The organism is Aquisalimonas sp. 2447 (assembly GCF_012044895.1).
In the GTDB taxonomy this organism is placed as follows: Bacteria; Pseudomonadota; Gammaproteobacteria; order Nitrococcales; family Aquisalimonadaceae; genus Aquisalimonas.
The window spans coordinates 3,798,975-3,819,204 of record NZ_CP050695.1; the positions used below are offsets into that span (position 1 = coordinate 3,798,975).

General features: G+C 66.1%; 17 protein-coding genes. 6 read left to right on the top strand and 11 right to left on the bottom strand.

Features of this window, described 5'->3' with window-relative positions; genetic code table 11:
- Positions 1-2 precede the first annotated feature (2 nt).
- The 3 genes from KU884_RS18045 to KU884_RS18055 are packed head-to-tail and all read right to left on the bottom strand — an operon-like array spanning position 3 to position 4,962.
- Positions 3-1,334 carry an ABC transporter permease gene (locus tag KU884_RS18045; RefSeq protein WP_167783916.1) on the bottom strand — a complete coding sequence of 444 codons (1,332 nt, stop codon included), beginning with the start codon at positions 1,332-1,334 and terminating at the stop codon, positions 3-5.
- Complete coding sequence (locus KU884_RS18050; RefSeq protein ID WP_167783917.1) at positions 1,331-2,443, bottom strand: ABC transporter permease; 1,113 nt, start codon at positions 2,441-2,443, stop codon at positions 1,331-1,333. The genes KU884_RS18045 and KU884_RS18050 overlap by 4 nt, the downstream gene beginning before the upstream one ends.
- Positions 2,440-4,962 (bottom strand): ABC transporter substrate-binding protein, encoded by a 2,523-nt coding sequence (locus tag KU884_RS18055; RefSeq protein WP_167783918.1) that lies wholly within the window; start codon positions 4,960-4,962, stop codon positions 2,440-2,442. Before KU884_RS18055 ends, KU884_RS18050 begins: the two co-directional genes overlap by 4 nt.
- Before the next feature lie 149 nt (positions 4,963-5,111).
- Here KU884_RS18055 and KU884_RS18060 point away from each other — a divergent pair, with 149 nt between their 5' ends.
- On the top strand, positions 5,112-5,558 hold the full coding sequence (locus tag KU884_RS18060; protein ID WP_167783919.1) for a Fur family transcriptional regulator: 447 nt from the start codon (positions 5,112-5,114) through the stop codon (positions 5,556-5,558).
- 83 nt (positions 5,559-5,641) lie between these two features.
- Positions 5,642-6,103 (top strand): ferric iron uptake transcriptional regulator, encoded by a 462-nt coding sequence (gene fur / locus KU884_RS18065; RefSeq protein ID WP_167783920.1) that lies wholly within the window; start codon positions 5,642-5,644, stop codon positions 6,101-6,103.
- Between the two features lie 131 nt (positions 6,104-6,234).
- Here the strand turns inward: fur and KU884_RS18070 are convergent, their stop codons facing one another.
- The gene (locus tag KU884_RS18070; RefSeq protein WP_167783921.1) at positions 6,235-7,488 is read right to left on the bottom strand and encodes a M20/M25/M40 family metallo-hydrolase; all 1,254 of its coding nucleotides are present in this window, start codon (positions 7,486-7,488) and stop codon (positions 6,235-6,237) included.
- A 130-nt stretch (positions 7,489-7,618) separates the two neighbouring features.
- Between KU884_RS18070 and KU884_RS18075 the strand changes: the two genes are divergently transcribed.
- From KU884_RS18075 to KU884_RS18085, 3 genes are all read left to right on the top strand, one after another.
- Positions 7,619-8,179, top strand: coding sequence for a hypothetical protein (locus tag KU884_RS18075; RefSeq protein WP_167783922.1), 561 nt, complete (start codon positions 7,619-7,621; stop codon positions 8,177-8,179).
- Positions 8,176-9,084 carry a DMT family transporter gene (locus KU884_RS18080; protein ID WP_167783923.1) on the top strand — a complete coding sequence of 303 codons (909 nt, stop codon included), beginning with the start codon at positions 8,176-8,178 and terminating at the stop codon, positions 9,082-9,084. Before KU884_RS18075 ends, KU884_RS18080 begins: the two co-directional genes overlap by 4 nt.
- 68 nt (positions 9,085-9,152) lie before the next feature.
- On the top strand, positions 9,153-10,481 hold the full coding sequence (locus KU884_RS18085) for an ethylbenzene dehydrogenase-related protein (RefSeq protein WP_167783924.1): 1,329 nt from the start codon (positions 9,153-9,155) through the stop codon (positions 10,479-10,481).
- Here KU884_RS18085 and KU884_RS18090 read toward each other — a convergent pair.
- The 5 genes from KU884_RS18090 to KU884_RS18110 all read right to left on the bottom strand — a co-directional run bounded on the left by KU884_RS18090 (position 10,441) and on the right by KU884_RS18110 (position 16,147).
- Positions 10,441-11,985, bottom strand: coding sequence for an NAD(P)/FAD-dependent oxidoreductase (locus tag KU884_RS18090; protein ID WP_167783925.1), 1,545 nt, complete (start codon positions 11,983-11,985; stop codon positions 10,441-10,443). The two genes, KU884_RS18085 and KU884_RS18090, sit on opposite strands and share 41 nt — an antisense overlap.
- A 179-nt stretch (positions 11,986-12,164) precedes the next feature.
- Positions 12,165-12,932 (bottom strand): NAD kinase, encoded by a 768-nt coding sequence (locus KU884_RS18095; RefSeq protein WP_167783926.1) that lies wholly within the window; start codon positions 12,930-12,932, stop codon positions 12,165-12,167.
- A gap of 36 nt (positions 12,933-12,968) precedes the next feature.
- Positions 12,969-14,354 carry an MFS transporter gene (locus KU884_RS18100; protein ID WP_167783927.1) on the bottom strand — a complete coding sequence of 462 codons (1,386 nt, stop codon included), beginning with the start codon at positions 14,352-14,354 and terminating at the stop codon, positions 12,969-12,971.
- 31 nt (positions 14,355-14,385) lie between these two features.
- Complete coding sequence (locus KU884_RS18105) at positions 14,386-15,411, bottom strand: metal-dependent hydrolase (protein WP_167783928.1); 1,026 nt, start codon at positions 15,409-15,411, stop codon at positions 14,386-14,388.
- A 67-nt stretch (positions 15,412-15,478) separates the two neighbouring features.
- On the bottom strand, positions 15,479-16,147 hold the full coding sequence (locus KU884_RS18110) for a TetR/AcrR family transcriptional regulator (RefSeq protein ID WP_167783929.1): 669 nt from the start codon (positions 16,145-16,147) through the stop codon (positions 15,479-15,481).
- A 98-nt stretch (positions 16,148-16,245) separates the two neighbouring features.
- Between KU884_RS18110 and KU884_RS18115 the strand changes: the two genes are divergently transcribed.
- Positions 16,246-16,746 carry an alpha/beta hydrolase gene (locus KU884_RS18115; protein WP_167783930.1) on the top strand — a complete coding sequence of 167 codons (501 nt, stop codon included), beginning with the start codon at positions 16,246-16,248 and terminating at the stop codon, positions 16,744-16,746.
- A gap of 225 nt (positions 16,747-16,971) precedes the next feature.
- Here KU884_RS18115 and ltrA (KU884_RS18120) read toward each other — a convergent pair whose 3' ends face one another.
- Together ltrA (KU884_RS18120) and ltrA (KU884_RS18125) are read right to left on the bottom strand one after the other, a co-directional pair.
- Entirely contained in the window at positions 16,972-18,183 is a 1,212-nt protein-coding gene (gene ltrA, locus KU884_RS18120; RefSeq protein ID WP_254432116.1) for a group II intron reverse transcriptase/maturase, read from the bottom strand.
- A gap of 781 nt (positions 18,184-18,964) precedes the next feature.
- Entirely contained in the window at positions 18,965-20,176 is a 1,212-nt protein-coding gene (gene ltrA, locus KU884_RS18125; RefSeq protein WP_254432052.1) for a group II intron reverse transcriptase/maturase, read from the bottom strand.
- Positions 20,177-20,230: the final 54 nt, after the last annotated feature.

The window sequence follows — 20,230 nt, forward strand, 5'->3', positions numbered from 1 at the left end:
GGTTACTGCGTCCTCAGCCGCGGATTGAAGACACGGTCCAGGGCGAAGCCGAGCATGGCAAAGCCCAGACCGGTGAGCATGAGCAGCAGCGCCGGCGATACCACCCAGTAGTAGAAGCCGTTGTAGAGCGCGCTCTGCACCTGGGCGTCATTAAGCACCTTGCCCCACGTGGGCAGGATCGGGTCGCCCAGCCCCAGCACCGCCAGGGATGCCTCCAGGAACACGTAGGTGGGGATCAGGGTGACGAAGGTCGGGATCAGCACCGGCAGAATGCGCGGGATCATGTAGCGCATGATGATGCGCGTGTTGCTGGCGCCGTAGGCCCGTGCCGCCTCGATGTACGGTGCCTGGCGGATGGGCAGCAGCATGGCGCGGTACATCTTGATACCGGCGCTGAAGATGCCCAGCGCGATCACCACTCCCAGCATCAGCCAGATGCTGGTGGAGTACAGCGTCCCCACCATGACAAGGATGGGCAGCAGCGGCAGAATGATGTTCACCTCGGTGAGCCGCTGGATGGTGGCGTCCACCAGGCCGCCGAACCACACCCCGGTGGCGGCGATCACCAGTGTGGTAATGGTGGTGCCCACCGCCGCCAGAAGCCCGAAGGCCAGCGCCACCGGCGTTCCCCAAAGCAGCGCTACCATGAGATCCCGCCGCTGGTGGTCGGTGCCGGCGATGCCGTGGACGCGGCCGTAGACCACCAGGTCCGCCTCCAGCGAGGCATCCTCGCCGAAGAGAATCGCATCCACCACCAGGCGGTACTCACCGGGGACGGCGCGAGGGTCATCGGCAGTGGGGTCATCGGCCAGCAGGGCGATGTGCGGCGGCGCGCCCAGGCGGCCCTCCAGGGCCCTGTTCTGGGAGATGGACACCCGATCCTGCTGGGCCACGCGGCGGCCACCCAGGGGGATGGTGTCGCCATCGGGGGTTTGCCAGCTCAGGCGCACGAAGGCCTCGCGCTCCGTGTCCCTGGTCTCCAGGAACAGGTTGATCTCGCTGGGGAACTCGCCGTATGGGTAGTCGAAGGCCAGCGGCATGCGCACCTGGCGCCCGCCCTCGAACGGGGCGTCACGCACCGGTGCCTCGGCGCCGCTGACGGTGATGGTCTCGGGCTTGTCACCGCCCATCAGCCGGTCGGCCCACACAGGGCCGGCGTTCACCGGATGCTTGTTCCATTCGTCGCCGCCACGCCACAGCTCCAGGGCCTGGCTGTAGGGGATGGCAATCACCGTGTAGATGGACAGCGCCACCAGGAACACGATCAGCGCCATGCCACCCATGGCGGAGGGATACTGTCGCAGCTCCCGCAGACCTTCCAGCCAGCGCCTCATCGGTTATCCCCCTCGATGCCCACCCGCACCCGCGGGTCGAGAATGGCGTAGAGGATGTCCAGCAGGAACACGGTCACCGCCAGCAGGTAGGCAAAGATCACCACCGAGCCGATGATCACGGGGGTGTCCCGGTGGCCGATGGCCTGGAACAGCAGCGTGCCCAGGCCCGGCCAGTTGAACACCTGCTCCAGGATGATGGCGCCGCTCCACAGGCCGATGAGCATGAGCGCGAAGCTGGTGATGATGGGCGACAGGGTCGGTCGCAGGATATAGCGTCGCTCGATCAGTCCCGAGGGCAACCCCTTGGCACGGGCCATCTCCACGTAGTCCTCGCTGGAGTGGATCAGGAAGAACGTGCGCCAGGAGTAGATGGAGATGAAGATGGACGACACGAACATCGCCAGCACCGGCAGGATCATGTGCTCCATGACGCTGAGCGCGTACGCCCAGCGACTCTCCGGCGGCGGGATCTCTACCATCCCCCCCGGTGGCAATACCGGGATCAGGAAGGCGAAGATCAGGATCAGGAAAATACCGTAGAACCACCCGGGGGCCGCGGAACTCGGCGCCAGGGCGATCACGGAGCGATCGGTGGCGCTGCCGTAGCGGCGCGACAGCCACAGGGCCGCCCACACCGAGACGAAGAACACCAGCAGGTTGGCGGTGCCGAACAGCAGCAGCGTCGCCGGCAGGCGCTCGACGATGATCCAGTACACGTCGCGGGCGCCGCGGTCGCTGTGCATCTCCTCGGCGCGGCCCAGGTCCAGCACCATGGCCTGCTGCAGGTAGTCGACACTCCTTAGCAGGAAAGGCTCGTCCAGGCGCCGGCGCTCCACCTCCCGCTGCACCTGGGTTTCGATGAGTTCGTTGCGCTCCTCCGACGGAAGATCGAAAAACGCGGGATCGGCGCGCACCTGCTCGGCGACGTTGGACCGGATCTGGATCTTGCGCAGGTCATCCACTTCGCCGCCCATGTTGGCGATGAAAATGGTCAGATAGACGCCGATCATCACCGTCAACAGGAGCGCGATCAGGCGTTTGCCGGTGAACACGACAATGCGCCGCAGATCGCGGAGCCAGCCGGTGCGTGCCGGTGCGGTGACCGTCAAAGTTCGTCCTCCAGCGTCGCGGTACCGGGCGGCACGGTGGCGAAGGCGTGGGAGGCGAAAGCCGGCAGCGCCACCTGGGAGGACGTCACCGCCACCTCCAGGCTGTTGGCCCCGGTGCCCAGCTCGGCCACCTCGTCGGCGCTGAGGTCAACATCCCAGCGGCCGTCGCTGCCGGGACTCGCCGTACCGCGGTGACGGAGTCTGCCCTCGCCGTCAAACAGCAGGTACTGCACCTGCTCGATATCGCCGGCATCGTAAGGGGCCCCCTCGAAGGTCACTTCCAGGCGAAACCGCGCCTCCTCGCCCATCTGCACCATCATCGGCCCGTCAAGACTGACCTCCGGAATCCGAGGCCGGGAAAAGCGGAGCCATTTGTCGGCAGGATCCGGGAAGTCCTCGTAACGCCGCAGGACCACGGTGCGCTCCACCGGATAAACGGCATGCAGGTAGAAGGGACCATCGCCGACCCAGAAGTGGTTGCGCTGCTCGTACCAGTCGCGCACCGCGGCGTAGCGCTCCCGCGGCTCGTCATCGCGCAGGTAATCCTCCAGCACCTGGGCGTAGGGAACGAAACCACTCTCCTCGGCAGTTCCCAGGCGCCGCTCCAGGACGTTGAGGCTGGGCCCGGCAATCATGCTCATCCAGTCCACTTCCATGCGATCGGCCTTGTCCGAGGAGAACGCCAGCTCGCCGCTACGCTCGGCAAGAATCCCCAGCGAAAGGGTATGCCATGGCTGCGCGGAAGGCGTGCGCTGGGCAACGATGGTCTCCGCATCCGGGTAGATCTGATCGCTGTAGATCTCGATCTCCAGGGGGGCCGTGGAAATGATTCGCCAGCCCCGGAAGTGGCGCTGAAACACCTCGAACAGCGGAACATGGCTGGGGTCAAAAAGGCTGCTGCTCTCGTCGGCACGGGCAAACGTCAATATCCAGGGCAGCACGACATCCGCCACGGACACCTGCGAGCCATCATGCCAGCGCCGCTCCAGGTAGCCATCCTCGTAGCGGATGCGGGTCCGGGTGCGGGCCGTGATGCCGTCCTGATGCTTCTCGCCGGCGGTGATGAACCGCCCGCGCTCACCGTCCCAGTCGATCCAGGTATCCTCGGGAACCGTAATCTCGGATTCGCGCTCCAGCGTCAACCAATCGTGGGTGCGCTCCACCGGCACGTCGTCCTGCACCGTCACCTCCGCGCCGGCGATGCGCTGAGGCCAGTAAAGGCCGGTGAACGGGTCCGGCAGCACGGCGGTGTCGCTCAGCGAGCGGTTGATCATGGAATCGAATAGCCAGTTGCTGCCAGCCACCGGGTTCCAGGGCTCGGTGAGCAGACTGGGCGCGGCGAACACGACCCGTCCGCCGACCCGATCCCGGAAACGCAGCGTGTAGGGCCACAGTCGCGAGCCGGCGATGCCGCCGGCCAGGTCCGCAGCCATTTCCACATTGGCGGCCCGGGGGATCAGGTTGGTCTGGTCCACCAACCAGATGCGCGCCGAGTCCTTCATGGCCAGTTCCATGCCCCGGGCCATCATCTCCTGGCGCTCTTCGCGGGTCGTGTAATCCCGCCGTTGCAGACGCTCGGCAATCTCATCGAGTTCCGGATCCGGGTCATAGGCCTGCCACAGCGGGTCGGGCCGCCCGCGGGGGGTGTAGTAGAAGCTGAAGTTGTCGGAGACGTCGCGGTTGATGGTGGTCGAGATCCAGCTGCCAGTGTAGACGTGCCAGCGCCCCGCACCGGGGTCGCTGCCGATCCAGATACGCGAGGCCTCCTCGGCGGTGCGGTACTGCCGCTCAACCCGAAATCCTTCGTCTTCCAGCAGGTTGGCCACATAGTCGCCAACCCGCTTCCGCGCATCCTCGGAGCGGATCAGCACCCTGAGGCGGACGGGCCGGCCCTCGAACACCCATTGCCCGTTGTCCAGCTCGGCACCGAGTTCGCGCATCTCCTCGCGGATGACCCGCCGCGCACGCTCGGGGTTGTGTCCGTACTCCAGCTCCAGGGCACGGGCGGTGTCGGCCATGCGCGCGTAGTCGGGAAAGGCGGTGTTCACCGGCAGGAAGCGCGGCACTGCCAGGCCGCCGTACAGTTCCTCGGCCACGTGACGCCGGTTCACCAGCCAGTTCATGGCCTCGCGAATGGCGCGCACGGCAAAGGGGTTGAGATCGCCGTTGGCAAACTCCGGGCCGGCGGGGTTCAGCGTCAGCTCCACCGAGGTGCCATAGGCTTCCTCGTAATCCGCCTTGCTGGAATCACGCAGGCGGTGGAACACCGTGGTGTTGGTAATGCCCTGGGCGAAGACGTGGTGCGTGCCACCCTCGATGAGCCCGGCCACCTTGCCAACATCCGTCTCCTGGGTGAACACCACCTCATCCACCAGGGCGCCCCGCCGGTCGCTCAGGTCCCCGGCTTCACGCCCGGATTGCGCCGCGCCCTCATCCGGCCCCGAGGGACCACTCCCCAGCACCGCCGCGAGAATCACGGCGACGAGCAGGGCCACGGTGAGGAGCAGAAAGGTTCGCATCAATGAATCGGATCCTGACAGGCGGAGCATCGTTCCGTTGAACCGGATGCGGACACATTATCCGCACGGCGGGTATGGCGTCCATGCCCGGCACGCCAGCCCCGGACAAGCATTGCGCAATTCCCGGTCCGCGATGGTATTCTAAGGCCATGAGTGAACGAAGCCACGGTTTTCCACTGGAGCGGAATGATATCAAGGCGATGCTGGAGCGCTTCGGCATTCAGCCGACGCAGCAGCGCATTGATATCGCCCACCTGCTCTTCCAGCGCCCGCAGCACCTGTCTGCCGACCAGGTTCTGGCCCAGGTGAATGCGGCCTACGGGCACGTCTCCAAGGCAACGGTGTACAACACCCTGAACCTGTTCGTGCACAACCGGCTCATCAAGGAAGTGCTGATCGAACAGGATCGCACGCTGTACGACTCGAATACCTCTGACCACCATCACGTCTACAACCTGGACACCGGCGAACTGTCTGATATACCGGCCGGCCGACTGGCCATCCGCGGCGATCTGGGCCTGCCGGAAGATACCGAAGTCGAAGGGATGGACGTCGTAGTGCGGGTGCGCAGCCGTCAGGAACAGGCCAGGGGATAGCCGACGTTTGCCGCCCTCTCGCCAAAGCGGCTCAAATCCTCTAGACTGAGTCTAACTTGCATTGGGCGAGCCGGAGTCGGGTCATGGAATATCCCCAGCTGAAAAGAGCCGGTCTGAAAACAACCCTGCCGCGTGTCCGCGTGCTGGAGCTGTTGCAGTCGCTGCAGAACGAAGACGGTCCGCATCACCTCACCGCCGAGGAGCTCTACCGGCGTCTGTCTGATGAGGGCTCGGATTTCAGCCTCGCCACTGTCTATCGCGTGCTCTCTCACTTCGAGACCGCCGGGCTGGTCAAACGCCACCACTTCGAGGGCGGACAGGCCCGCTTTGAACTGGCGGACGGTGAACACCACGACCACATTGTCTGCATGCAGTGCGGCAAGGTGGAAGAGTTCGTCGACGACCTCATCGAAGAACGCCAGAAGCGCATTGCCCAGCAGCGCGAATTCGATCTGCGCGAGTATAGCCTGGTGCTTTACGCCAATTGCCTGCGGCGCTGCGACAACGAGGAAAAGGAGTCGGGGAGCGCGACAACCGGTCGCTGAGCGCTCTGCACGCGCTGCATTCGGCGTCACGCCACGCCCAGTCCTTGCCTGCTTCACCCCCAAAACCGCAGTAGCCGCCAAACACCTCGGGTACGGGAACGACACACCGTCGTTCCCGTACCCGGTCGGTTTCACGAATCGCTTCCGTTCTCCGGCTTCGCCGATCCCTGATGCCCCAACGGGCTGGCCTGGTCCAGGCGCGGATGGTTGTCCAGGAACTCCCGATGGGGATCAGCCAGGGCATCCAGGGACTGGATGGTGTGGGTCAGCGCGTGGATGGCGGCAAGCACGTCACCGGTGTTCGCCGTCTCCGAAATGGTGTGCATGTTGCGGATGGGGAAACCCACCGAGGTGGCGGCGCAGTCCACCGAGGCCAGCACTCCGGCCATGCCGTCGGTGCCGGTATCCGCACCCACCATGTCACGCTGCATGGGGATGTCGTACTCCTTCGCCGTACTCTCGATGACGCGGTTGAGCTGCTCGCTGGCGATGGACCCCACGGACATGGTGAAGCCCTTACCCATCTCCAGCGGCGCCAGGCGCTTGTCGCCCATGCCCGGGGCTGCCACATAGTCGTGGTTGACGTCCACGCCGATGAGGGCATCGGGCTTGAGTTCGCCGGCCATCACCCGGCTGCCCAGGCGCCCGATCTCTTCGTAGGTGGCCATGGTGAACAACACCCGCACCTTCTCCGTACCACCGGCCTCGGCGATCAGCCGGGCAATCTCGGCGGTGACGAAGCAGCCCAGGCCATTGTCCAGGTAGGCGCCGTAGAAGGTGTCCGGGCTGAAGCCGCGGCGGATGGGGCGGTCGAAGATGATGGAGTCGCCGGGCCGCACGCCCAGGTTCTCCACCTGCTGCTTCTTGTTCTCGCCGTGGATCTGCAGGTCCAGGTAGATCTGCTCCTTGGTCACGCCCTTCTTGCCGGTGCGTACCGCCTCGTCTGCAAAGTGGATGGCACCCAGCGCCTCCACGGTGCCACCCTCGATGACGCGGTAGCTGCCGGGGTTTTCCGGGTCCTCGCTGAACAGCTTCACCTCGTGACCGATGAGCACCGTGGGCAGGAAGGAGTCGGTGTTGATCCAGATCTTGCCGTCGTCGCCGATGGAGCGCACCTGCATGCGGATCTTGTCGGCGTGGCCGATGATCATCACCTTGAACATGTCGTCGCGGCCCGGGTGTGTGTCCAGCACCACGCCGGCGTGGCCCTTGAACTGGTGCAGATGCCAGTCCTTGGGCGTGACGCGATCGAAATAGGGCTTCAGCACGCCATAGGTCATGGCGCCTTCCAGGCCAATGGGGCTGGGTGCGGCGAGAATCTCGCGCATCAGGGTGAACTGCTGCTCCGGCATGGGAGCCGCCCAGGGCTGCTTGTTGTCGCTCATTTGCCTCACTCTTTCACTGGTTGCGGGTCACTTCGTGATGCCAGTCTGACAGATTCCGCACCCACCTGTGGACAGGCTTTACCGAAGCAGGCAGGCTCGTCGCTCGGCAGGCGCGGAGAGGGTCACGCCCATGAGCATACAACGCTTCGCCTCGGTGCTGGCACTGGGCCTGGCCCTGAGTGCGTGTGCACAACACGGCGACCCGGAGGGCCGAGTGGTCAGCAACGACGCCAGCGCCTGGAGCCATCAGTCCGCGCCCCAGTGGCAGCCAGCCGGGCTTGCCGCCCAGCCGCGCCTGCAGGCACTGCGGGATGCGCTGCCGGACGATCCAGTCCACACGCCGGAGGTCACCGACTGGGCGCCGGTAGGCGACGGGCATCCCGCCCGTGCGTTCGTGGCCGACGGGGCAACCGCCGACACACCCGCAGCATTACTGGCGCGGGTGGCCGACGTCCTGCCGGAGAACCGCTTCCTGGGCAAGGATATCTGGGAGCAGACACGGCGACTGCTTCGCGACGACGAGGGCCATGCCGTGGGCGTGGTCCTACACTGGGGCATGAAGGACGATGCCCTGGCGGGACGGGACTACCGGCTGCGCATGGAGCCCGACGGCGAGCAATGGCGGCTCATCGCGGTGGACACGCGGCTGCAGTGCCGGAGAGGAATCAGTGACGAGGGCATCTGCCAGTGACCCCGGATCGGCGGCAGGAATTGCTGGCCGCCGGGGCGCTGAGCGCCGCGGTGCTGTTCTGGGCCGGTAACGCCGTGGTGGGCCGCGGCGTGGTGGGCGAAATTCCACCCGTCGCATTATCCTTCTGGCGCTGGGTGTTCGCCCTGCTCCTGTTGCTGCCCCTGGCCTGGCCGCACTTGGGACGCTCCCTGCCCGCGATCCGCCAGCACGTGGTGGTGCTCACCATACTGGGCGTTCTCAGCGCAGGCCTGTACAACACACTGCTCTATGGCGCCGCAGTCACCACCACGGCGGTAAACATCTCGCTGATCAGCGCCACCATGCCGGTGGTCATCGCCTTTGTCGCCTGGATCAGCGCCACCGAACGCCTCACCCGCCGGCAGGCGCTGGGTCTGGCCATCGCCCTGCCCGGCGTGGTCACCATCATCGCTCAGGGCTCGCTGGAGCGACTGCTGTCCCTCACCCTGGCACCGGGGGATCTGCTGATGCTGGTGGCGATCACCTCCTGGGCCCTCTACTCGGTGGTGTTGCGCCGGAATCCGCTGGGGCTGCACCCGGTGGTCCTGCTCACGTCTCTGGTGGCCCTGGCACTGCCGTTCATCTTCGTCATCTACATGATCGAAATTGCCGCCGGGGTGACTTTCACGCCAAAACTCAGCCACGCCCCGGCGTTCGTCTATGTGGCCATCTTCCCTTCCATCCTCTCGTACCTGGGCTGGAACTACGGGGTGCAGATGATCGGCCCGGGGAAGTCGGGCATGTTCCTGTACCTGATGCCGCTGTTCACCGCCGCGCTGGCACTGCCCCTGCTGGGCGAGCGGCTGCACGGCTACCATGCCGTGGGTGCGACGCTGATCCTGCTGGGCCTGTACCTGGCAACCTGGGGCAGCAGGCCGCGGGCATAGGCCGTTTGCCATGCGCCGCAGGCTTAGTAGACTGAACGTTTAACGGTCACTCCCCACGGAGAACAGCCATGCGCCAGCAACCCACCCTCTTCGTCCTGTTCACTGCGCCCTTTGCCGCCCTGGCGGACGGATCGGAGCTGGTGGACCGCGAGCGCAATCTCCATATCCCGGCGGACGCGGATGCCCGGGACAGTCTTCATGTCGCCGCCACCTTCGACGACGACAAGTTCCGGCTCCACTACCGCTACGAGACCGACAACCCGAGCTGGTACCACCAGTACTGGCGCTACGAGGATGGCGAGTGGGTGCGCTACGGCTCCGGCTCTCCCGGCCCCGACGCACACCGGCTCTACGAGGATCGCATTTCCATGATGCTGGACGATGGCTCCGTGGACGGCTTTGACCGCTACGGTGGCTGGATGCTCATCCATGAGGGTATGCGCACCCTGACCTCGGCAGCGGACGAAGAGCAGGTCACTGACCACCCGAAGCTCGGCGAGGAAATGGGACGCAGCGACGTACGCAAGTACCTCCCGCAGAGCCGGGACGTGGACGACCCCGGCGATCTGTCCTGGGATGCCATTCGCGATGACGACGAACTCGCCGAACTCCAGGACGACGGCGTATTTCTGGATCTGTGGCAGTGGCGGGCGCATCGCAGTCACCCCATGGGCGTCGCCGACAACGGTTATGTGCTGCACTACCGCCTCTCCTCCCAGGGGCGCAGCATGTTCACCGACAACTGGGACGACGAGGCCGGGCAGCCCGCCTACATGTTCGACCCGGACACCACCGGTCGCCGCGCCCTGGACTGGGACGCGCTCGTCAACCGCGAGTACGGGCAGGACGACCCGTACTTCATCGCCGAGCACAACGCCGTCCCCTTCGACCCGGAGCACGACTGGCAGGAAGGCGACGTGATCCCGCAGCGGTTCCTGCGCCAGCCCGACGGCAGCCGCGGCGCCATCCGCGCTGACGGCGGCTACGAGGACGGCAACTGGCGGATCACCCTGACCCGCACCATGGAGGCGCCCAACCGCCTGGACAGCAAAACCCTGGCGCCCGGGGAGACCTACAACGTGGCCTTCGCGGTGCACTCGGGTTCGGTGGGCGCCCGCTGGCACCGGGTGTCACTGCCGCAGACCCTGGGGCTGGATGTCGACGAGGCCGATGTGGTCGCCGTCAGGACCGACGGCGAGCCGGACGAGGACGCCCTGAAGTGGACTGAAATCCCACTGATCTACCCCGGCCAGGTGACCTGGCAGTGGCTCCACGGCGACCACCCTGGCGGCGAGCAAGTCCGCGAGGGCGAGATCGGCGTGCGGGATTTCCACGACCTGGACGAGCTCCAGCAGTTCATTCTCGACCTGGAGCGCCGCCGCGCCGGGCAGGAGTGATGTGCGGCGCCCGCGGACTGCCGCGCTCGACCCGGTAGGCGGCCATGTCGAAGCGCCGCGTCTGGCGCCGGAACCGCCAGGTGAACTCCGGCCACAGCGTGACATTACGGCCACTGGCCGGGTGCAGGTACCAGCTGCGGCAGCCGCCGGTGTTCCACACCGCGCCGCTGAGGCGGCTCTGCACCCGGGCGTTGTAGGCGGACTCGGCTTCGGCAAGCACCTCGACGCTGGTGATCCGCTCCCGGTCCATGCGACGTAGCGCATCCATGACGTAGCGGATCTGCGATTCGATCATGTAGACCACGGAGCTGTGCCCGAGGCCGGTGTTTGGCCCCATGAGAAAGAACAGGTTGGGGAAACCGGCCACGGTGGTGCCCTTGTACGCTGCCGGGCCATCCCGCCACAGTGTGCCGAGATCCTGACCGTCGCGACCGACAATCATGCCCTCGGGCACCGGATCCGCCGCATGGAAGCCGGTGCCGAGGATCAGCGCGTCCACCTCCCGCTCGTTACCGTCACCATCCACCACGCTGTGCTCGCGGATCTCACTGATTCCGGCAGTGATCAGATCCACGTTGGGCCGGGTCACCGCCGGGTAATAGTCGTCGGAGATCAGTACGCGCTTGCAGCCAAAGGTGTAATCGGGGGTCAGCCGACGCCTCAGCTCCGGGTCGGGCACCTGTCGGCGGAGATGCCGCAGTGCCTGGCGTTGCGGCAGGGCCATGAGACGCGGATTGATGGCGAAGGGCAGCACGCGCCCTTCGAGAACGCCGTAGATGGCGCCACGCACGAGCTTCTGCACAGCCGGCCAGCGCCGGTACAGCCGCTGCTTCCAGGCAGCGATGGGGCGATCCGGCTTGGGCACGATCCAGGGCGGCGTGCGCTGGTAGAGGTCCAGCCGCTGGACCAGTGGCTGGATCTGCGGCACGAACTGGATGGCCGATGCGCCGGTGCCGATCACCGCCACCCGCTCGCCGGCTGGATCGTAGTCGTGATCCCACTGCTGGGAGTGGAAAGTACGGCCGCGGAAGTGCTGGATGCCGGGGATGTCCGGAAGGGCAGGCCTCGACAGACCGCCCATGCCCGAGACCACGACATCCGCACTCCAGTGGCCGGCGTCCGTCTCCACCCACCAGCAGCGTCGCGACTCATCCCAGAGCAGCCGCTTCACGGCGGTACGCAGGCGCACGTGCCGGCGGACGTCGTACTTGTCGGCGCAGTGATTGAGGTAGTCACGGATCTCCGGCTGCGTGGCATACAGCCGTGACCACGCCGGGTTGAGTTCGAAGGAGAAGGAATACAGGTGCGACTGCACGTCGCAGGCACAGCCGGGGTAGCGGTTCACCCACCAGGTACCGCCGATGCCGCCTTCCTGCTCGAGCACCAGGAAGTCCTCTTCGCCGTATTCCTTCAGGCGAATGGCGGTGCCCAGGCCGGAGAACCCGGAACCGATGATGATGACGCGGTGATGGCGCGGGGTCGTATCGGCCGTGGCGTGGTCCATCCCTTGTTCCTCCTCCGGGCCCCGGCCCGCCGGGTGTGTCCGCAGCATCCGTAGGGCGGACCTTCAGGTCCGCCGAAAAAAGACACGCAAGCCCAGGCCGCTTCCCGAAGCCCCGCCCTACGCCTTTGCCGCGTGTCTCGAGACTGTCCGTGGAAGCGACATCAACGCCTCGGACAACGTCAGGGCAGGAACTGCTCCTTGACGATGCGCTCCTCCAGGTTATGCTCCGGATCGAACCACAGGGTCAGGGCCCGCTCCGGGTCCTCGCGGATGCTCACGTAGCGCACGTCGCGCACCTCGGTGAAGTCTGCCACGGCACTGACCGGGCGCTTGGGGGTGTCCAGGATCTCGAACTCCACGTGGGCACTGTTGAGCAACACCGCGCCGCGCCAGCGCCGTGGCCGGAAGGCAACGATGGAGGTGAGTGCCAGCACGCCGCCGCGCAGCGGCAGTATGGGACCGTCGGCGGAGAGGTTGTAGGCGGTGCTGCCCGCCGGCGTGGCCACCAGCACACCGTCACAGGTGAGCTCTTCCAGGCGCACCACCTCGTCCACCTTGATGCGAATCTTGGCCGTCTGACGGGTTTCGCGCAGCAATGAGACCTCGTTGATGGCGTATCCCTCACGCCACTCACCACCGGCGGTGTAGGCGCGCATGTGCAACGGCTTGATGGTCACCGGCTGCGCCTGGGCCAGGCGTTCATGCAGGCCTTCAATATCCAGGCGATTCATGAGAAAGCCGACACTGCCGCAGTTGAGACCGAACACCGGCTTGCCCAGGTTCATGTACCGGTGAAGGGTTCGCAGCATGAGGCCGTCCCCGCCCAGGGCGATGAGCACATCCGCCTCGCTGGGCGGCACCGTATCGTACCGCTTCAGGAGCTCTACCTCGGCATCCTGAGCATTCTCCGAGGTGCTGCTGATGATGGCGATACGCGGTTGTTCCATGTGATCCCCTGGGTGATTGCGATGCCCCGCATCACTCTAACCGATGCGGCCACCGTTGGCGGCATACTCGGCGTCCCACTGCCGTGCGGCCCTTTGCGCCCGGGCCTGATTCACGGGCAGGCAGATCATGATGGCGATGATGAACAGCGCCGCGCAGAACAGGATCGAGGCCTGCAGACCCACCTGGGCCTGCAGCAGCCCCAGACCGATGATTCCGAACATCCCGGCCGTCTTGTTCGCCAGACCCCAGAAACCGAAGAACTCCGCGGCCTTGGCCTCGGGCGAGAACAGCCCCACCAGCGTGCGGCTGGCGGATTGGCTGGACCCGAGACTCACCCCGGCCAGGCAACCCACCACCAGGAACAGGTGCTGGGCTTCCCAGTCCGCACCGAAGGTATCGTTCACCCATTCGGTCACCTCGGGCGTGCCCCAGATGGCCAGAATCGCCAGCACCCAGAGCGTCAGCGTGCCGATGTAGGTGGGCTTCGCGCCAAGCCGGTCCTGCAGGGCACCGAAGCCGAGCGCGCCGATGGCGGCGGTGATCTGGACGATGATGAACATGATATTGCGAATGTTCTCGTCCCAGCCGATCACCTGGGCGCCGTAGATGAAGGCGAAGGTGATGATGATATAGATCCCGCCCATGGAGAACAGCACCGACGACAGAAAGATGGCGAGATCGCGGAACCGGGCGATATCACGGATGGTGTCACCGATGCGCTTGAACCCCAGGGAAACGTAGCCGCGGTCAGTGGGCCGGGCCTGGGGCACACCCCGTTCACGCAGGAACAGGAATGTGGGAATGGCCGCCAGCAGGAAGAACCCGGCGGCGAAGGGACCCACCCAGCGGATACGCTCGAAGTTCTCGGCAGTGGCGTCGCCGAGAAAGGCCAGGGTGAACGCGGCGGCAAACAGGCCGCCGATGTAGCCCAGCGCCCAGCCGAAGCCCGAAATCTTTCCCAGGGAACGCGCCGGGCCCAGTTCGGGCAGGAAGGCGGCGATGAAGTTCTCGCCGATGGCGTAGGCAAAGTTGGAGCAGATGATCAGGATCACGCCGAGGATGATGTACCCGGGCTCCACGAAATAGAGCAGCGCCGTGGCGGTGACCGTTGCGATGTAGCTGGCAAAAAGGAAACGCTTCTTGCTGGCGGAGTAGTCCATGATGGCGCCACAAACCGGACCGGACACCACCACCAGGAAGTAGCTTACCGCCAGGGACAGGCTCCACAGCAGGTTGCCCAGGCGGTAGTCATCCCCCCGGTCGCCGACGATCACCGTGGTGAACATATCGCCGAAGACCACGGTGATGATCAAAAGCGTGTACGCCTGGTTGGCGAAATCGAACATGGCCCAGCCGAAGATCTCGCGCTTGGGCGCCAGGGGCCTCTCTGTTGTTCCCGTCGCGCTCTCCGCACTGCTCATTCGTGTTCTCCGGGCATCGTCCTGGCTGGCATCAGATTGCGCTCCTTTCGCCGTTATCCCCCATGCGGTACCGCTCCCAGTCCGAATCCTCGTCGGCACGGCACATGCCGTAGCGGAACGGGTTGCTCATGCCCTCCAGGCGGAAGCGGAGATCCTCGAACACCACGCACTGATCCCCGTTGCGCGTGTCCACCGCGCGCAGGGACGGATAGCTGGCAAACCAGCGGAAGAACGCCATGTCGTCCGTGGCCATGACTTCCCGCGCCAGTTCCTGCTCCTGGTTGTCGGCCCCGTAGCGATGGAAGGTCTCCCAGTCCGCCTGTTCCACCGGCACGTAGGCGCTCCAGAGCCGCAGGAACAGGAAGGCGTCGTCGCCGAAATCGTGCGGAGGTCGGTCCCGGCGCAGGTTGGCCAACGCCATGTGGTAACGGTCGCCGCGATCCACCACCAGTTTCCAGTTGAACGGCGACCAAGGCTGCGGATAGGCCTCCGCCACGTAGTCGGTGATGCCCTGCGACTGCGCCCAGTCCCGCGCTTCCGACACCGCCGTACGGTACTGACTGTACTGGAACAGCACCAGCGCAGTGACCGCTGCCAGTCCCAGTGCCGCACCGGTGCGCGGCCGCCAGTAGAGGCTCGCCAGCAGTCCGGCAAGGAGCACCCCACTGAACCAGGGATCAATGATGAAGGTGGTGTTGAATCCCGGCGCCCAGTTGGTGAACGGCGCCAGAATCTGGGTGCCGTAGCTGGTGATGAGATCACCCAGAATGTGGATGAACAATGCCAGCAGAATGACCCCGTAATACGCGCGCCAGGGGTGGCGCCGCCCCAGGGCCAGCGCGGCCAGCGCAGCCAGCAGCCATGCCCACACCGGCATCAGCAGCAGGGAATGGGTGATGCCGCGGTGGTTCTCCATGTAGGGCACATGCCCGCCCAGGGTAAAGAGGATATCCAGGTCGGGTGCGGCGCCGGCAAGGCCGCCGACCCAGGTGCGCTCACGCAGGGAGAGCTGATCAGGACGGGGTTTGCGCGGGGCGCTGGCTCGCGCGGCCAGCACCCCGCTCAGGGCGTGGGTCAGAGTATCCAGAGGGGGGCTCCTTTACCAACCTTTCCAGGAAGTGTTGTCAGGCACGGGCGTCGGTGGATTCGTCGGCGACGTTCTCGGGCCGCAGCGCACCTTGCGGCGGCGCTGGCAAGGCGCCTCGGGGCCGCGGCGAATGATATCCCGGCACCCATTGCGCCATCCATGCGGCACCGTGGAGCAGACGCGACAGCCGCGCCCGGGTCCTGCGGAAGTCATGGGTATCCTCGTTGAGCCAGCTGACGAAGGTGGTGACGAAAATGCTGGTCAGGACGGTCTCTTCCAGGCCACGCATGGCCCCCGCGGCGTCCCGGTGTGCCGCCTCACGCAGCCACTGCACGGTGCGGCTGATGCGCAGCACCGCGGGAATCTGCACATGCACGTGGCCCGCCTCCAGCTTGCCCTTGATCATCTCCCGCACCACCCGCTGGTGGTCGGCCTGGGCATCCAGCCAGGTCATGATCAGGCAATGCAGCTTTTCCGTCGCCGGCAGTGCCTGCACGGCCGGGTCCGACGCCGCAGCGACCAGGGCATGGTCGGGCCGATCGAACCAGGCGTCGGCGATTTCTTCCTTTTCGCGGAAATGCGCCTGCACCGCCGTCAAGGGGACGTCCAGCCGCTCGGCTATGTCATAGAGCCGGACCTCTTCCCAGCTGGCTTCCTCGGCCAGCTCCACGGCGGCATCCACAATGGCGTTACGCGTTGTGCTCATGCATCGCCTCCTTGTCGTGCTGGCGCTCTTGTCGCGAGCCGCGGGTACCATTCAGTATAACTGGCGCAAACCGGCCACCCCACACCCAAAGCATGCCCATGACCACCACCGTCTGCTTCGCCCACGGCAAGGAAAGCGGCCCCTGGGGCCGCAAGATCACCGCCCTCGCCGAAGTTGCCCGTGCTCGCGGGCTCAACGTAATGAGCCCGGACTACGGTTTCACCATGGACCCGGACGAACGCGTGACCCATCTGCTGCAACAGCCCCTGCCCGACGGACAGGATCTGGTTCTGGTGGGTTCCAGCATGGGCGGGTATGTCTCGGCGGTGGCCAGCGGATCGCTGAAGCCGCGAGGGCTGTTCCTGCTGGCACCGGCGGTGGATATCCCCGGGTACGCCGGGGACACCAGGCCCGTGGCCGGCCTGACAGAGGCGGTGCACGGCTGGCATGACGACATCATCCCGCCGGACATCGTGGTGAGCTGGGCAAAGCGACATCGTGCCCGGCTGCATCTGGTGGACAGCGAGCACACGCTGACGGACCACGTTTCGTGGTTGTGCACGACGTTCGAGGCGTTTCTCGAGGAGATCGGCGTGTAAGGCGGCCGGTCAGGCGGGCCTGAAGGTCCGCCCGCCCCCTGCTGGGACGCGCGGCAACTCGTAGGCCGGACCTTCAGGTCCGCCTTTCCCCGACATGCAAGCCAAGGTGGCCCATCGGAGTCCGCAACGGTGGACGTCGGGTAGGCCGGCCGGTTACCCGGCCGGCCCCCCACAGATCCACTCGTGCGGGTTTCCCGCAAGTGGCTCCTCGTGTGAGTGGCTTCGCTACGTGGCGCAGATCCTGGCCCGGGCGAGCGGGTAACACTCCAGGAACCGGGAGAACTCCGACCACGGGATCGCCGCCTTCTGCGAGCGCCGCGACAGCCATCGGTGCCAGGAGCGCATCGCCTGGGAGCGGACCTGGTCGATCGCTGCAAAGTTACCACGCACGCCGAAGTAGGCGTAGTGGCCCCGGAGTCTGCGGTTCAGGGCTTGCCACTGCTCAACCACGGGGTGATGCCGCATCACACAGCACCAACGATCGATTGCATGCATGGCCCGGCGCAGCCGATCCCGCGCCGTCTTGCGCTTGACCACCCAGCGCCCTCGCCTCGACCGCCCCCAGTAGTGGGTGAAGCCGAGAAAATCGAAGGTCTCCGGGTGCGGTCCTCCGCCCGATCCGGGCCGGTCGAACCGCACAACCCGGGTCTTCTCCGGGTGGAGTTCCAGCCCGTAGCGCGCAAAACGCTTGGGCAGCACCTCCATCACCCGCCGGGCATCGCTCTCGCAGGCGAACACCAGCAGCGCATCGTCGGCAAAACGCACCAGGTGCGCCTCACCGCGCAACCGGGGCCGGACACTGTCCTCGAACCACGTATCCAGCACCTCGTGGAGGAAAATGTTGGCGAGCATCGGCGAGATCACCCCGCCCTGCGGGGTGCCCCGCCCGGGCTGGCGCCACTGCCCTTCCTCCAGCACGCCGGCGTTCAACCATTTGCCGATCAACCGAACCAGCACGCCGTCACGTACCCGCCGACGCAGCACCTCCCGCAACAGACCATGGTCGACCCGGTCAAAGAACTTGCGCACGTCAAGATCAATCACCCAGCCACCGCCCATCGCCATCAACGGCCGCCAGACCGCCTGCAGCGCCTGGTGCGCCGAGCGTCCCAGGCGGAAGCCGTACGAGCCCTCGTGGAACTCCGGCTCGTAGACCGCCTCCAGCACCATCGCCACCGCCCGCTGGAGCACCTTGTCCTCAAACGTCGGAATGCCGAGCGCTCGGCGCTCGCTCCCGTCACCCTTGGGGATCGAGGTGCCCCGCACCGGCGGCGCCCGGTACGCCCCGGACTTCGCCCGCTCCAGCAGCGAGCTCAGGTTCGCCTCAAGCTCCTCGCCGTAGGCGGCACCCGTGCGGCCATCAACGCCCGGCGCCCCGTCCTTGCGCGTGCGTCGATACGCCTCACGCAACCACGCCTCGTCAATGTGATGGGCCAACGTCAAAAGCGGCCTGTCCGGAAGACGCCGCGCCAGATCCGCTATCTGTTGGCATCGCGTTGAGATGAGATCAGAGTCCAATGCCTCCGCCATCGGTCCCTCCAACAGCTCCACTCACACGGTCTCCCCTTCCCCTTCACCGGGTCCGCTGGGGCGCGTTCCCCGGCTGCTCCGGTACTATGGGAGACTCCGACTGCCTGCCGCCCGTCTGGCACCGCTCTGGCTGTCCTCGCAGCACCATACCGCCGCAGCGCCCTCAGCCTTCGCTCCAGCAGCAGGAGGACGCTCCCACCACTGGCCCGGACTGCGGATCAGCGGTCGCCCGCACCGTCTACTTCTTAGGCGGAGACGACAGGCCCTCCCAGGTTCCTGGGGGACCCCAATGTGCCCATGCCCCGCTCTCGGACCCCGGCGGGCACACCACACCAGGCCTCTACAGTGCAGCGTTACTGCCTTCCGGTCTTCAGACACCGTCGGCACCCACAATGTCGCGGATTTCGGGGCTCAATCACGCAGCCTGGACACTCGCTGTCTACGCTTCACCACAGCAGTTACCCACTGCAGCGCAAGACTCACTTCCGGCTGGTGGCCAACCTCTACCGGGCGGGCTCAACGGCCCGCTGGGTCCCTCTCGCAATTTCATGGCCGCCTCCATGCCACCAATCCCAAGCGACCAGGCTTCGCCTGGCGCTCGTCGGTAGGCCGGCCGGTTACCCGGCCGGCCCCCACAGATCCACTCGTGCGGGTTTCCCGCAAGTGGCTCCTCGTGTGAGTGGCTTCGCTACGTGGCGCAGATCCTGGCCCGGGCGAGCGGGTAACACTCCAGGAACCGGGAGAACTCCGACCACGGGATCGCCGCCTTCTGCGAGCGCCGCGACAGCCATCGGTGCCAGGAGCGCATCGCCTGGGAGCGGACCTGGTCGATCGCTGCAAAGTTACCACGCACGCCGAAGTAGGCGTAGTGGCCCCGGAGTCTGCGGTTCAGGGCTTGCCACTGCTCAACCACGGGGTGATGCCGCATCACACAGCACCAACGATCGATTGCATGCATGGCCCGGCGCAGCCGATCCCGCGCCGTCTTGCGCTTGACCACCCAGCGCCCTCGCCTCGACCGCCCCCAGTAGTGGGTGAAGCCGAGAAAATCGAAGGTCTCCGGGTGCGGTCCTCCGCCCGATCCGGGCCGGTCGAACCGCACAACCCGGGTCTTCTCCGGGTGGAGTTCCAGCCCGTAGCGCGCAAAACGCTTGGGCAGCACCTCCATCACCCGCCGGGCATCGCTCTCGCAGGCGAACACCAGCAGCGCATCGTCGGCAAAACGCACCAGGTGCGCCTCACCGCGCAACCGGGGCCGGACACTGTCCTCGAACCACGTATCCAGCACCTCGTGGAGGAAAATGTTGGCGAGCATCGGCGAGATCACCCCGCCCTGCGGGGTGCCCCGCCCGGGCTGGCGCCACTGCCCTTCCTCCAGCACGCCGGCGTTCAACCATTTGCCGATCAACCGAACCAGCACGCCGTCACGTACCCGCCGACGCAGCACCTCCCGCAACAGACCATGGTCGACCCGGTCAAAGAACTTGCGCACGTCAAGATCAATCACCCAGCCACCGCCCATCGCCATCAACGGCCGCCAGACCGCCTGCAGCGCCTGGTGCGCCGAGCGTCCCGGGCGGAAGCCGTACGAGCCCTCGTGGAACTCCGGCTCGTAGACCGCCTCCAGCACCATCGCCACCGCCCGCTGGAGCACCTTGTCCTCAAACGTCGGAATGCCGAGCGCTCGGCGCTCGCTCCCGTCACCCTTGGGGATCGAGGTGCCCCGCACCGGCGGCGCCCGGTACGCCCCGGACTTCGCCCGCTCCAGCAGCGAGCTCAGGTTCGCCTCAAGCTCCTCGCCGTAGGCGGCACCCGTGCGACCATCAACGCCCGGCGCCCCGTCCTTGCGCGTGCGTCGATACGCCTCACGCAACCACGCCTCGTCAATGTGATGGGCCAACGTCAAAAGCGGCCTGTCCGGAAGACGCCGCGCCAGATCCGCTATCTGTTGGCA

What these genes read in the sequence shown, in the direction of transcription:
- KU884_RS18045 (WP_167783916.1), bottom strand. Translation starts at nt 1,334, where the DNA reads ATGAGGCGCTGGCTGGAAGGTCTGCGGGAGCTGCGACAGTATCCCTCC.
- KU884_RS18055 (WP_167783918.1), bottom strand. Translation starts at nt 4,962, where the DNA reads ATGCGAACCTTTCTGCTCCTCACCGTGGCCCTGCTCGTCGCCGTGATT.
- KU884_RS18060 (WP_167783919.1), top strand. Translation starts at nt 5,112, where the DNA reads ATGAGTGAACGAAGCCACGGTTTTCCACTGGAGCGGAATGATATCAAG.
- fur (WP_167783920.1), top strand. Translation starts at nt 5,642, where the DNA reads ATGGAATATCCCCAGCTGAAAAGAGCCGGTCTGAAAACAACCCTGCCG.
- KU884_RS18070 (WP_167783921.1), bottom strand. Translation starts at nt 7,488, where the DNA reads ATGAGCGACAACAAGCAGCCCTGGGCGGCTCCCATGCCGGAGCAGCAG.
- KU884_RS18075 (WP_167783922.1), top strand. Translation starts at nt 7,619, where the DNA reads ATGAGCATACAACGCTTCGCCTCGGTGCTGGCACTGGGCCTGGCCCTG.
- KU884_RS18085 (WP_167783924.1), top strand. Translation starts at nt 9,153, where the DNA reads ATGCGCCAGCAACCCACCCTCTTCGTCCTGTTCACTGCGCCCTTTGCC.
- KU884_RS18090 (WP_167783925.1), bottom strand. Translation starts at nt 11,985, where the DNA reads ATGGACCACGCCACGGCCGATACGACCCCGCGCCATCACCGCGTCATC.
- KU884_RS18095 (WP_167783926.1), bottom strand. Translation starts at nt 12,932, where the DNA reads ATGGAACAACCGCGTATCGCCATCATCAGCAGCACCTCGGAGAATGCT.
- KU884_RS18100 (WP_167783927.1), bottom strand. Translation starts at nt 14,354, where the DNA reads ATGAGCAGTGCGGAGAGCGCGACGGGAACAACAGAGAGGCCCCTGGCG.
- KU884_RS18110 (WP_167783929.1), bottom strand. Translation starts at nt 16,147, where the DNA reads ATGAGCACAACGCGTAACGCCATTGTGGATGCCGCCGTGGAGCTGGCC.
- KU884_RS18115 (WP_167783930.1), top strand. Translation starts at nt 16,246, where the DNA reads ATGACCACCACCGTCTGCTTCGCCCACGGCAAGGAAAGCGGCCCCTGG.